The following is a 12786-nucleotide window of genomic DNA, read 5'->3' on the forward strand; positions in this document are numbered from 1 at the left end:
ATATAGTGAGAAGTGAAACTACAGATCAAGGCCGTACTCCTGAATCAGGTACTCTTTCGCAATGAGTTCGCCTTTTTCGTACAATTGATGATCAAACAGGGCTGCATGGCCACTGTTCATACCACCCGTCCAGTCGTGAGTAGCGTACGGATCAAAGTCTACGTGCTTGACACGATACCCCGCATTACTGATCGACCAGAACCAGCCAGTGGCGGTATCCAGTCCGTCAATATTACCGAAAGCAGTCGCCGGACCCTGGGGCGTCGTGAGTGGACGGGCCAGGTCCAGATTCAACAGAGCCGTGTATTCATTCAGGCGACATTCGGGAATAGGCCAGGAGCTACGACGATTCATTTCATAGTCAAAATGGACCGTCCGGGCTCCGGGGTGCTGACGAACTAATTCCTGCACCTCCTCTTTTGAAGGCCGGTAATCCCAGTATTTTTCACTGTTACACTTGTTCGCAAAATAGGCGGGGCAATTCCAGCATTGTCCTACTTTACCTACGCCAATGTGATCGCCGATTTCGGAGAGATAAACGCCCACCAGATCTTTTTCATAGAGCACATCATTATGCGTAACCAACAGAAATTTCTTATCAGACTTTTCCCAGGCGTACTGATACCGGATGGCACGCCGAATGAAGGGAAGTTTCATGAGCCATTCTTTCTTGAATGGATTGGTCCATAACCAGAACCAGGGCCGATACCGAATGAGTTTATCACCTAAGAGCGGGTACAAAAAGGAAAAGTCAGTGCCTTGAGGTTGTTTCCGTTCTTCAATGAAATAAATCTTATCAATCCATTGCCCTGAATGCTTTAGCAGGGAAAGAAGCGTAACTGCGGTTTGATAAGGTTTGCCGTATACATTAATAGCGACATCTACGGGTAGGCGAGAAGGCATAAAGAACTGCAACTGGTTAATACGAGAACGAACCTTACCAGAAAAAGTTTGTAAAGTCCCTATCACAAAGAAAGGGTATTCCCTCCAAAGCCTCCGGCAATCAAGAAACTTTTTAGAAATTTTGGGTGCAAGTTCTTTCGTTTGCTTCCGATCCCCTAATTTTGCACGAATTTTGCCCGGCCCTTTCCGGGACCTTGATCGTTATTCGTTTGTCTGTTTTAGTAAGACCTTGAAATTCAGGCTCTACAAAATCAGCGAACTGCTAACTGATACCTGAAACAATGCCCAAAAATCCCGACATCAAATCCGTTCTGATTATTGGCTCCGGCCCCATTGTCATCGGTCAGGCCTGCGAGTTCGATTATTCTGGCTCCCAGGCGGCTCGCTCCCTCCGCGAAGAGGGTATCGAGGTTATTCTGATCAACTCCAATCCGGCTACGATCATGACAGACCCCCTCAGTGCTGATCATGTGTATCTCAAGCCATTGGAACGAAAGTCCATTATCGAGATTCTTCAGAAACACAAGGTTGACGCCGTTTTGCCGACTATGGGAGGCCAGACGGCGTTAAATTTAGCTATCGACTGCGACAAAGCCGGTATCTGGAAGAAGTACGGCGTGGAGATTATCGGTGTGGATATCAACGCCATCGAGACGACGGAGGATCGGGAAAAATTCCGGCTGAAAATGCTGGAACTGGGTGTGGGCGTTTGTAAAGGCCGCACGGCTCGCTCTTTCCTGGAAGGAAAAGAAATTGCTCAGGAAGTAGGTTTCCCGCTGGTAATCCGTCCCTCTTATACGCTGGGTGGTACAGGCGGTGGCTTCGTGAATGATCCGAAGGATTTTGACGAAATGCTCAACCGTGGTCTGCACGCGTCGCCCGTACACGAAGTACTCGTCGAGCAGTCAATTGTGGGCTGGAAAGAATACGAGCTGGAGTTGTTACGCGACGGTGATGGAAACTTCATCATCGTATGTTCGATCGAAAACTTCGATCCGATGGGCGTACATACGGGCGACTCGGTAACGGTGGCTCCTGCCATGACGTTGCCGGATACCCTGTACCAGAAAATGCGGGATATGGCCATCATGATGATGAATGGCATCGGTAAGTTCGCGGGTGGCTGTAACGTACAGTTCTCCGTAAACCCTGCGAACGACGATATCATCGCCATTGAAATCAACCCCCGCGTATCGCGTTCGTCGGCTCTGGCTTCTAAAGCTACGGGTTACCCGATTGCGAAAATTGCGGCGAAAATGGCCATTGGCTACCGTCTGCACGAGCTGATCAACCCGGTTACGGGCAGCACGTCGGCCTTCTTCGAGCCTGCCATTGACTACGTTATTGTAAAGGTGCCCCGCTGGAACTTCGACAAATTCAAAGGGTCGGACCGTCGCCTGGGTCTGCAGATGAAATCCGTTGGGGAAGCCATGGGTATCGGTCGTAACTTCCAGGAAGCTCTGCAAAAAGCCTGTCAATCGCTGGAAATCAAGCGGAATGGCATGGGAGCGGATGGCAAGGAACTGACCGATCAGGAAGCCATCCTGCAATCACTGGCGAATCCTTCCTGGAACCGTCTCTTTCACATTTACGACGCCTTCCGACTGGGTATTTCTTTCAAGAAAATTCAGCAGCTGACCAAAATCGATCGCTGGTTCTTGTACCAGGTTGAGGATTTGGTTCGTCTGGAAAAGGAGATCGAAAAACATACACTCGACTCCATTACGAAAGATTTACTGGAAGAAGCCAAAGTGAAAGGCTTTGCCGACCGTCAGATTGCTCACATGATCGATTGCCTGGAAAGTCAGGTATACGAAAAGCGAAATGAGCTGGGCATCAAGCGGATATTCAAATGCGTAGATACGTGTGCGGCTGAATTTGAAGCGAAAACACCATATTTCTACTCGACATTTACCAGTGGTTCAGAAACTTCGGATGATGAGTCGATCGTAACGCCGAAGAAAAAAGTAGTCATTCTGGGCTCAGGACCCAACCGGATCGGTCAGGGTATCGAGTTCGACTACTCCTGCGTCCATGGCGTACTGGCTGCGAAAGAAGCGGGTTACGAAACGATCATGATCAACTCGAATCCTGAAACGGTTTCGACGGATCCGGATATCGCCGATAAACTGTACTTCGAACCCGTATTCTGGGAGCACGTATACGACATCATCCAACACGAAAAACCCGAAGGGGTAATCGTACAGTTGGGCGGTCAGACGGCTCTGAAACTGGCTGAGAAACTGTCCAAGTACGGTATCAAAATCATTGGCACCAGCTACGAAGCACTCGATTTAGCGGAAGACCGCGGAGCCTTCTCCAGTCTGTTACGTGATCTGGGTGTACCGTACCCCAAATTCGATACGGTTGAAACGGCCGATCACGCCGTAGAAGTAGCTCGTACGCTGGGTTATCCCTTGCTGGTTCGTCCGAGCTACGTACTGGGTGGACAATCCATGAAGATTGTCATCAACGAAGAAGAACTGGAGCAACACGTTGTAAACACATTACGTGATATTCCGGGTAACAAAATCCTGCTCGATCACTTCTTAGAAAATGCCATCGAAGCGGAATCGGATTCGATCTGTGACGGAGAAAATGTGCACATCATCGGTATTATGGAGCACATCGAACCAGCCGGTATTCACTCGGGTGATTCGCACGCGGTACTACCGACGTTCGATTTGAGCGAAAACGTACTCCAGCAAATTGAAGAGTATACCAAGAAAATTGCCGTAGCTCTACGGACGAAAGGTCTGCTCAATATTCAGTTCGCCATCAAGGATGAAAAAGTGTACGTAATCGAGGCAAACCCCCGGGCTTCCCGTACGGTACCGTTCATCTGTAAGGCGTACCAGGAGCCTTACGTAAACTACGCAACCAAGGTAATGCTGGGTGACAAGAAAGTAACGGACTTTAATTTCAACCCCGTGAAAAACGGATACGCGATTAAAATTCCGGTATTCTCTTTCAACAAATTCCCCGGTGTAAATAAGGAGCTGGGACCTGAAATGAAATCGACGGGTGAAGCCATCTATTTCATTGAAGATCTTACGGACGAAGTATTCCAGCAGATTTACAGCGAACGGAATCTGTATTTGAGTCGTTAGATTTTACAGAAGTACTTATCCAGCCCCGCTCACTTTTGAGCGGGGCTTTTTACGTATAAACCTATTGATTTATAAGGTATTAAGAGGAAAAAACTAGCACATAAACGCAGGAATTGATTAGGAATGGGGCCGTTCGGCTACAATGTTACCTTTAGTCAATTGGGTACGGGATTTTAATACAATAGAGCGATACCTTTTTATCCACAACCGTCTGATCGGTTAAAACGCTCACTTGTATGCCTTATGTAGAAACCGCCCCCGACGTTCAAATCTTTTTCGAAGATTGGGGACAAGGACAGCCCGTTGTATTCCTGCACGGCTGGCCGCTAAACCACAAAATGTTTGAGTATCAGGTAAATCAGTTAGGAAATCATTATCGCTGTATTCTGATCGACCGCCGGGGCTTTGGCATGTCCGACAAGCCCTGGGAAGGTTACGATTATGATACGCTGGCGGATGATCTGAACGCTGTATTTGAAGCTCTGGATCTGCAGGATGTTACCATCGTAGGCTTTTCTCAGGGTGGTGGCGAAGCCATCCGCTACATGTCCCGCTATCAGGGAGCCCGGGTATCGAAACTGGTACTGCTCGGAGCCGCGGCTCCTCATATGATGAAGACGGATGATTTTCCGGATGGAATCGATAAGAGTATGTTCGATGAAATGATCGAAAACTCCTTACAGGATCGGGCAGCCTTTATCGAAGACTTCTCGAAGAAATTCTTTGGTGTAAGTCTGTTGAACAATCCGGTCAGTAGCAAACTGGCTGATTGGTTCCACGGACTGGCCATGCAGGCTTCACCCAAAGCAACCGTTGACAATATTCTGACCTTTAGCCAGGCCGACTTACGGGCTGATCTGGCTAGTATCCAGGTACCAACTCTGATCATTCACGGTACCAGCGATCAGGTGGTACCCTACGAAATTTCGGGCCAACTGCTGGCCGAAAATATTTCCGGATCGCAGCTGATTCCGTACGAAGGAGCTCCGCACGGATTCTTCTACACGGAGTGGCCTCGCCTGAATCAGGATTTGCTCGACTTCCTGGCCGTTCCAGTGGTAACTTCCAGTACGGTGCCCAGTGGTACAACCTGGTAAGGAAACCAATCAACCAAAAAAGGGGACTCATGAAAATGAGTCCCCTTTTCGTTTACGCTACTAATTTATAAAAACGAAAAAACTCCGGCCAGATGATCCAGCCGGAGTTTTCAGGACAACTTTTATTACTTGATGAACAGTCCAGCCAGGGCTAATACTGCTTTTTCATCGAGCGGTTCGTCGAAAGCTTCGGAAGCAGAATTATCCGTTTGACCGGGTAAGCCGCCAATGTATACACCCGCCTGTTTCACTACCTCTTCACCAGCGTATACTTCTTTCACTGCATTACCGCTGCTATTTCCCTGAATCCAGCCTTTGTCACCGCGAAGGGCACGTACCATAGCCGCGTGACGAGCTTCAACTGAGTGAATTTGCAGTGCTACCGTCAGGTAATCCGTTTGTTTAAGAACGCCAGCCTGACCTTTGTAAGCCCGAACGCCTAAATCTTCAAACGACTGCGAGTACACCAGGAAATTCTGGTAGTTATCGAAGGCAGGACCGAAGTCAAACGTAGGCATCGCAACCGTAACGTTGAGTTGTGCCAATGCACCCTGCAACAATTTCACGTGAGCGTCTTCATGTTTGCTGATCTGAGCAAAAATAGCCCGGTCCATACTCGGAATAAGACCTGATGTAGCCAGACCCTTTTTGTAAAAAGCGTCTTCGAGGTATTCCAGCGTCAAGGCATACTTGAGTACTTCCGTCGCGTTAGGCAAAGCAGCGTATGCCTTATTAACTACTGAACTGAAAAAAGTAGGCAGAGCGGCCAGAGCCGTAGCTTTTGCTCCAAATTTCAGTACGTGGCGACGATTATAGAAAGAAAAGCGATCTGCAGCTTCTGCGTCAACTTTTTCAATGTTCGAAAAGATATCGAATAGATTCATAGCAATCGAAAGTTTGAGAACTTACTAAGGAAGATATTTAGCAGTAAAAGCAGTTTTGATGAAGCCACCGTCCGTAACGATTTTCAAAACCTGCGAAGGCAGTAATGCCTTGTCCAGTCCAGATGCTGGATCTACTTCCATATCGCTGGCAAAAGCGGCAGTTTTAGGAGCTATCAAATTGCTGATGATGGCAGCGTGACGAGCTTCAACCGACACAATTTTCCCTGCTAAGAGTAAGTAATCAACGTTTTCGATGTATTTACCAGCTCCGTTGTAAGCAGCAACCCCGAGGTCTTCAAACGTCTTCGCCAGCGTTAGTACTTTCTCTTTCGTGGCAAACAGATCGTCTGGAAGGTTTACTTCGAGCGTTGGTAACACTTTTGACGTATCACCGTTTACCGCTGCCGTGATGGCCAGTTTGAAGAAGTCACGGTGAGCTGTTTCGTGAAGCTTGAGATCCGTGAAGATGGTACGCTCTTGCATCGTAAATCTTCCCATAACTGCTTCACTGGCAACTACTTTAGTATAGAAAGCTGCTTCCAGCTGTTCCAAAGCATAGGCATAGTTCAGGGCCCCTAAATCACCCTGGCCCAAATCAAAGACACCAGCAGGAGGTTCACCGTTGTGATCCGTACAGGCCGCTGCGAATAAGCCAACAGCTGCCGCAGAAGTGAAGCCCGCCGACTTGAGGAACGTACGACGACCCACAGCTGCTTTACGCTCCGAAGGATTTCCTTCCGGTTGAGCAGAGGTAATAGAAGAAGGATTCATAAATTATTATTGAAAAAGGATTAGTAAATAAGTTCAGCTTGGGTTGAAAAACGGATCAATGCAATGAAAGCGGTAAAGAAAGGAAAAGGAAAGCAAATATATTAACAAATGATAATGTTATTGATACGTACGCGAAAGCACAGATTGCGGTTTTAAAGAAAATTGATTTTTGTCAATATTTTTATAAATCGGAAAGAAAGTAGTGATTAGCTGCGAACAGGTACAATGAATTTACATCCGAAAAGATGCTAGAGAAGTTAATAGGGGCGGCTAATAACATACAAACAGGTTAAAGGGATTGGGCAAAATCTAACGGTAACAAACCTTATAAAATATCATACCAAACATCAATCCACAACGCGTACCGCTAATTTTAGGGGACTGGGAATTATTTTCCTTGCTTTATTCCCGACCAGGTTTTTGATACGGACAGAAAAGCCCCAAATGTGGACGGATATAAATCACCTGCGTCATAGGCAATTCGCGTCGCTACTGAGAAGCCTTTTAGCCAGTCCGGATGCGTAGAAAGAGCCAGTAACGAGGAGAATTGAGGAAGCGTACGCGGAAAAGGTAATGAGAAAGTCCCTCTGTTGAGACTGTACGTGAGACGAGCCTGAAAATTAAGTTTTTCGAATAAACTTCCCTGACCCGCTAAATGAAAAGCATTGACCCGATTATTCGGGAAGAAAAACTGTACGTTCGTTAGCGTTCCATTCAATAGTTCTGAACGAACGGGGAGTAAGGGTGTTCCAATCGCCCGGTCATAATACGACCAGCCCTGTATGTATTGGGAATGGTTGAAGTAATTATCGCCTCCCTGAAATCGGGCCGTGATGTCGAAGGTTGAACCCGCCTGATTGGTAGTAGTCAGATATTCAAAAAGGAGTTTGTTAAGTTTTACACGCCGGGAACTGGTAGGAAGTGACCAGCTAAAGCCATGCAGACCATCAAATCCATTTAGGAATAAAAGGCCCGACAGGTCTTCAAATAGATGTTGATGGTACCACAGGAAAGACTGGCCATTGCCTTTTATCGATACGGCAAAGTCATAGTTCCCTAAGTGATTACCCACGCGATTTTCGCCGTCAAAACCCGTAAAGCGGTCATTATTACGTTCGCTGGAAAGCTGACCTAATAGAATACCACGAATAAAATCTCCCGGATTGGTAGTCAGATGACCGTTTACTGCGAAAGGTGACGAACGCAGATAATCGGCATGACCTCCCCACTGAACCATGTGATTGATTCCCACGTACACCGCAACCCGGCCCGAAGGCTTTCCAAAACGGCCATGCAGGGATTTGTAATGGAGATAAGCTCCCTGGATATACGGAACATTAAACCAGCCGTGAGCCAGCGTACCGCGTAAGGCAACGAAATTGCGAAGAAACTTTAGTGGAATAAATCCCGCCGTACCGATCTGAATTTTGGGAATGGGCAGAGCATTATTGGACCAGGCAATGGAACCTGAAGTGAGTGTAGTATCCGTAATACCAATGAATTCCCGGCGACGCCCTCCCCAGAGTTCTATCTTTCCGTAACGGAGCTTCAGGTAGGCTTCGGGTAGTACAAATTTTTGTTGGGTACCACTGACCAGTGCTCCTTCGACGCCCAGGCCCCAATCCAGCTTTCGACGATTGCGTTGGATGGAATCGGGAAGTGGGGTAGCGAAGTCAACCGAAAGGCCTGCCCGGACCAGGCCCGCTGGTGCTTCGAGTGGAATCAGTCCGTATTGATTCGCCCGGAGCCAGAAAGGAGATTGCTCTGCACCAGATACGAGTCCGCTGGCTTCGGCTTGCAGGGTATAGGGCTTGGCAAGCTGACCCCAGGCCGTACTGGAAAGCAGCCACACCAGCAGGATCAGACCGTAAGCTCCGAAAGAAAACCGTAACGTAGGCCGGCAAAGAGGCATGAATTAGCGACAAACAGGTGTGGTACTGGACAGGAGCGGTAAAAGTAACAGTACAAACCAGGATCGTAGATGAGTTGTTTATAAATTTTACGTGAAGTCTTTGGGAAGTGGCCGCTATTTTTGTGATTCATCGACTGATCGACCTTCATGAGTCAGCTTCTGGAAATTGCCAAACGGTTAAATGCCCTTGCTCAGGCGGGCCTAACCTATTCACCCAATGCCTACGACTTAGAGCGTTTCGAAGAAATACGAACGATTAGCATAGAATTGCTTCACACGCTGACGGACGAACCCGTCGAAAAAATTGCTCCTTTGTTTGCCAGCGGTACGGGTGAATATCCAACGCCCAAAGTAGACATCCGGGCCGTAATTTTTCGGGGTGAGGATGAAGTACTGATGGTTCAGGAGAAAATCGATAATCTTCGCTGGACGTTGCCGGGTGGCTGGGCCGACATCGGGTATACCCCTACAGAAGTAGCTGTGAAGGAAACCCAGGAAGAAACCGGATTACTGGTGCGACCGGTACGTTTGCTGGCGGTACTTGATAAGCGGCAGCACCCGCATCCACCCCAACCCTGGTACGTGTACAAGTTTTTCATCCGCTGTGAAGCCGTTGGTGGTGAGATTACTGCCGATGGTCACGATATTGGGCAGGTTCGCTGGGTGCATCGAACGGAAATCCCCGAGCTTCCGTTATCAGAGGACCGGGTAACAGCCTCGCAACTCGAAATGCTGTTTAACTTTGCAACAAATCCGGACGCTCCTGTGTTGTGTGATTAAGCTTTAGAACCCTATGATCTTCAAGATATTATTGATTGTAATGGCCATTGGCTTTATTTTTCCACGAATCGTTCGCTGGGTATTTCGTCTGTTTTTAAAAGATCAGTTCTCGCGGGTAGAGCGGGAGTTCCGTCAGGAGAAAGCCCAAAGTCGTCAACGTGAAGGGAAAGTAAATGTAGATTATGCTCCACCCCAGAAAGAAGGCTACAAGGGAGGCGATTATATTGATTATGAGGAAGTGAAGGAGTAAAAATCATGACTGCCCAAGTACTCTTCCGACACATTTCCGAAACTCTTGCCAGCGTATACGATTCCAACGAAGCCAAAGCCATTGCGTACCTGGTGTTGGAAAACCGGTATGGGCTTAATCGAACGGCTGTCGCCCTCAATACTCCCTTGCCCGCAGAGGTGGCTGAGGTAACGCCTCTCCTGGAACGATTGAAAAATCAGGAACCCGTACAGTACGTGTTGGGAGAAGCTGATTTTTACGGCCGTACGTTTGCAGTAACCCCGGCGGTACTCATCCCCAGACCCGAAACCGAAGAACTGGTACAATGGGTGTTACAGGAATTAAAAGCAGCAGATGCTCCACTAGTACTGGACATCGGTACCGGAAGCGGCTGCATTGCCCTCACGCTGGCTGCCGAACGCCCGGATGCCCGGGTAACGGCTCTGGATGTTTCAGCGGAAGCGTTGACCGTAGCCCGAAACAATGCCCAGCGTTTGGGGGTAACCGTCGAGTTTATTCAGAAAAATGCCCTGATTCTTCAGGACCTCCCCTCTCAGCGATACGCCGCCATCGTATCCAATCCGCCGTACGTGAAACAGGCCGAAGCCGCCACCATGCTTCCCCATGTACTGGACCACGAGCCTCATCTGGCCCTGTTTGTAGCGGACCACGATCCCCTGATTTTTTACCGGGCCATTGCTCAGTACGCCAGCACGCATTTGCTGGAAAATGGCTTTTGTGCGGTTGAAATCAATCAGGCTCTGGGGCCAGAGACAGCGGCAGAATTTAGTAAAGCTGGATTTGACCACGTGGAGATCAGAACGGATCTTTCGGGACGGGATCGGATGATTCTGGCCCGTAAATAATGAATGAAGATTGTCCTTCTACGGATTCCGCCCTATTTTCGATCCCCGGTTCTAACGAACCACTTATGAACAAAAAACTGTTTTTCCGGAACTAGCAACTAGCTCGGTTTCCGTAACATGCATATTATGGCTGATCTACAGCACGCCCGAAAAATCAAACAGATGTTTACCGAAATGAGCAAAGTCGTCGTTGGACAGGAACGGCTGCTCAATCGTTTACTGATTGGCTTGTTTACGGGAGGGCATGTCTTACTGGAAGGGGTTCCGGGTCTGGCAAAAACCCTTACGATCAATACGCTGGCAAAAGTACTGGATCTGGACTTTCACCGAATTCAGTTTACGCCGGATCTGCTTCCCGCAGATTTAGTCGGAACCATGATTTTTGACCGGAAGATGGACGATTTCCGGGTACGGAAAGGACCCGTCTTCGCTAACCTGATTCTGGCCGATGAGGTAAACCGGGCCCCAGCCAAGGTACAATCGGCTTTACTGGAAGCCATGCAGGAAAAACAGGTCACGATTGGTGACCAGACGTTTCCACTCGATAAGCCTTTTTTTGTGATGGCTACGCAAAACCCGGTCGAGCAGGAGGGAACCTATCCCTTGCCGGAAGCTCAGGTAGACCGGTTCATGATGAAAGTTTTCGTGGATTATCTAGACAAGGTGGATGAGCTGGAGGTCATGCGTCGGATGACGAATATGGAGGCCGTGTACGAAGTGAAACCGATCCTGAATCGGGACGAAATCTTTGAAATTCGGAAAGAAATCAATCAGATTGCCATTTCTGAAACGCTCGAACACTACATCATCGAGCTGGTATTTGCGACACGCCGTCCGCTGACGTACGGCTTGAAGGAAGAGGCCCGCTATATTCAGTTTGGAGCCTCGCCAAGGGCCAGTATCGCCCTGAACCTTGGGGCCAAGGTACTGGCGTATTTTGACGAACGGGATTACGTATTACCCGAAGACATCAAGGAAATAGCCCCCGACGTCCTGAATCACCGGGTACTGCTCAACTACGAAGCCGAAGCCGACGGCATTACCAGTCTACAGGTAATCGATTCTATCTTACGACGCGTAGCAATCGGACGATAGATGGGGTTGTTGGTTAATGGTTGTTAGTTACTGGTTTTTAATGGGAGTCAAATTCACTCTGAAAATCCCAAACGGTAACCCTAACAACGATCAACCAACAACTAGTAACTAAATATCTACTTACTAATTTCCAGCATTGCTTTTACGGCTTTCAATGCTTTCACCCGCGTTTCTTCCGGCACGTGGATTTCCGGCATTTCGTAGTACATGCAGTTGTACAGTTTTTCAACGGTATTCATTTTCATGTACGGACATTCGGAGCAGGCACAGAAATTCTGTTCATTGGCCGGAGCCGGAATGATCAATTTATCCGGATTAGCCAGCTTCATTTTGTGCATAATTCCGGCTTCCGTTGCTACGATGAATTCCTTGTTTGGAGACGTTTGCACATACGCCAGCAGACCCGTAGTACTACCCACATAGTCGGCCTCCATCAAAATATCTTCCTTACATTCGGGGTGGGCTACCAGTAAGGCATTCGGGTGTTCGGCCCGTAGTTTGGCCAGTTTTTCCCGCGAAATGTCAATGTGAACGATACAGGCTCCATCCCATAAAATCAGATCCCGCCCCGTTTTCTTGGCTACGAAACGACCCAGGTTAGCATCAGGAGCAAAAATGATCTGGCGATCTGCGGGGATGGATTCGACGACTTTCAAGGCATTTGATGAAGTACAGATAATGTCCGTCATCGCCTTAATGTCCGCCGTGCAATTGATATAGCTTACTACAACAGCATCCGGATGTTGAGCTTTAAATGCCGCAAAATCTTCTTTCGGAGCAGAGTCGGCCAATGAGCAGCCCGCATTGAAATCCGGAATGACTACCTTCTTGTTTGGATTCAGAATTTTAGCGGTTTCGCCCATGAAGTGAACGCCGCAAAAAACGATCATATCCGCCGTGGTCTGTTCGGCAGCCTGAGCTAGACCCAGACTGTCGCCTACGAAATCGGCTAGATCCTGAATTTCGCCATCCACGTAATAGTGAGCCAGAATAACCGCATTCTTCTCCTTTTTCATGCGAAGAATCTCGGCCTTTAAATCAACATTCTTGGGTACAGAGCGACTGATATAGCCAATACGTTTGACTTCCTCTTCAGTGCTCATGGGGAATACAGCAGGCATACATTTCTTTGGGTTTGG

General features: G+C 48.2%; 11 protein-coding genes. 6 read left to right on the plus strand and 5 right to left on the minus strand.

Annotated features, from left to right (window positions below; translation table 11 throughout):
- Nucleotides 1-18 precede the first annotated feature (18 nt).
- Complete coding sequence (locus tag BWI93_RS24355; protein ID WP_094816275.1) at nt 19-903, minus strand: hypothetical protein; 885 nt, start codon at nt 901-903, stop codon at nt 19-21.
- Between the two features lie 281 nt (nt 904-1184).
- On the opposite strand from BWI93_RS24355, the gene carB reads away from it, so the two are divergent.
- Both carB and BWI93_RS24365 read left to right on the plus strand, forming a co-directional pair.
- Nucleotides 1185-4013, plus strand: coding sequence for a carbamoyl-phosphate synthase large subunit (carB, locus tag BWI93_RS24360; protein WP_094816276.1), 2829 nt, complete (start codon nt 1185-1187; stop codon nt 4011-4013).
- Nucleotides 4014-4249: 236 nt separating this feature from the next.
- Nucleotides 4250-5110 (plus strand): alpha/beta fold hydrolase, encoded by an 861-nt coding sequence (locus tag BWI93_RS24365; RefSeq protein WP_094816277.1) that lies wholly within the window; start codon nt 4250-4252, stop codon nt 5108-5110.
- Nucleotides 5111-5235: 125 nt separating this feature from the next.
- On the opposite strand, the gene BWI93_RS24370 is transcribed toward BWI93_RS24365, so the two are convergent.
- From BWI93_RS24370 to BWI93_RS24380, 3 genes are all read right to left on the minus strand, one after another.
- Nucleotides 5236-5994: a ferritin-like domain-containing protein gene (locus BWI93_RS24370; RefSeq protein ID WP_094816278.1), complete on the minus strand. Its 759-nt coding sequence runs from the start codon at nt 5992-5994 to the stop codon at nt 5236-5238.
- 24 nt (nt 5995-6018) lie between these two features.
- A complete protein-coding gene (locus tag BWI93_RS24375) occupies nt 6019-6765 on the minus strand; it encodes a ferritin-like domain-containing protein (protein WP_094816279.1) in 747 nt (248 codons plus the stop codon).
- A gap of 388 nt (nt 6766-7153) precedes the next feature.
- Complete coding sequence (locus BWI93_RS24380) at nt 7154-8677, minus strand: capsule assembly Wzi family protein (RefSeq protein ID WP_094816280.1); 1524 nt, start codon at nt 8675-8677, stop codon at nt 7154-7156.
- Between the two features lie 147 nt (nt 8678-8824).
- Here BWI93_RS24380 and BWI93_RS24385 point away from each other — a divergent pair, with 147 nt between their 5' ends.
- The 4 genes from BWI93_RS24385 to BWI93_RS24400 all read left to right on the plus strand — a co-directional run bounded on the left by BWI93_RS24385 (nt 8825) and on the right by BWI93_RS24400 (nt 11647).
- Entirely contained in the window at nt 8825-9457 is a 633-nt protein-coding gene (locus BWI93_RS24385; RefSeq protein ID WP_094816281.1) for an NUDIX hydrolase N-terminal domain-containing protein, read from the plus strand.
- 13 nt (nt 9458-9470) lie between these two features.
- Entirely contained in the window at nt 9471-9707 is a 237-nt protein-coding gene (locus tag BWI93_RS24390) for a DUF4834 domain-containing protein (RefSeq protein WP_141217590.1), read from the plus strand.
- A 5-nt stretch (nt 9708-9712) separates the two neighbouring features.
- Nucleotides 9713-10552: a peptide chain release factor N(5)-glutamine methyltransferase gene (gene prmC / locus BWI93_RS24395; RefSeq protein ID WP_094816283.1), complete on the plus strand. Its 840-nt coding sequence runs from the start codon at nt 9713-9715 to the stop codon at nt 10550-10552.
- Nucleotides 10553-10678: 126 nt separating this feature from the next.
- Nucleotides 10679-11647 carry a MoxR family ATPase gene (locus tag BWI93_RS24400; RefSeq protein WP_176454322.1) on the plus strand — a complete coding sequence of 323 codons (969 nt, stop codon included), beginning with the start codon at nt 10679-10681 and terminating at the stop codon, nt 11645-11647.
- A gap of 116 nt (nt 11648-11763) precedes the next feature.
- On the opposite strand, the gene nadA is transcribed toward BWI93_RS24400, so the two are convergent.
- Nucleotides 11764-12750: a quinolinate synthase NadA gene (nadA, locus tag BWI93_RS24405; protein ID WP_094816285.1), complete on the minus strand. Its 987-nt coding sequence runs from the start codon at nt 12748-12750 to the stop codon at nt 11764-11766.
- Nucleotides 12751-12786: the final 36 nt, after the last annotated feature.

Source organism: Siphonobacter sp. BAB-5385 (assembly GCF_002261125.1).
Lineage (GTDB): Bacteria > Bacteroidota > Bacteroidia > Cytophagales > Spirosomataceae > Siphonobacter.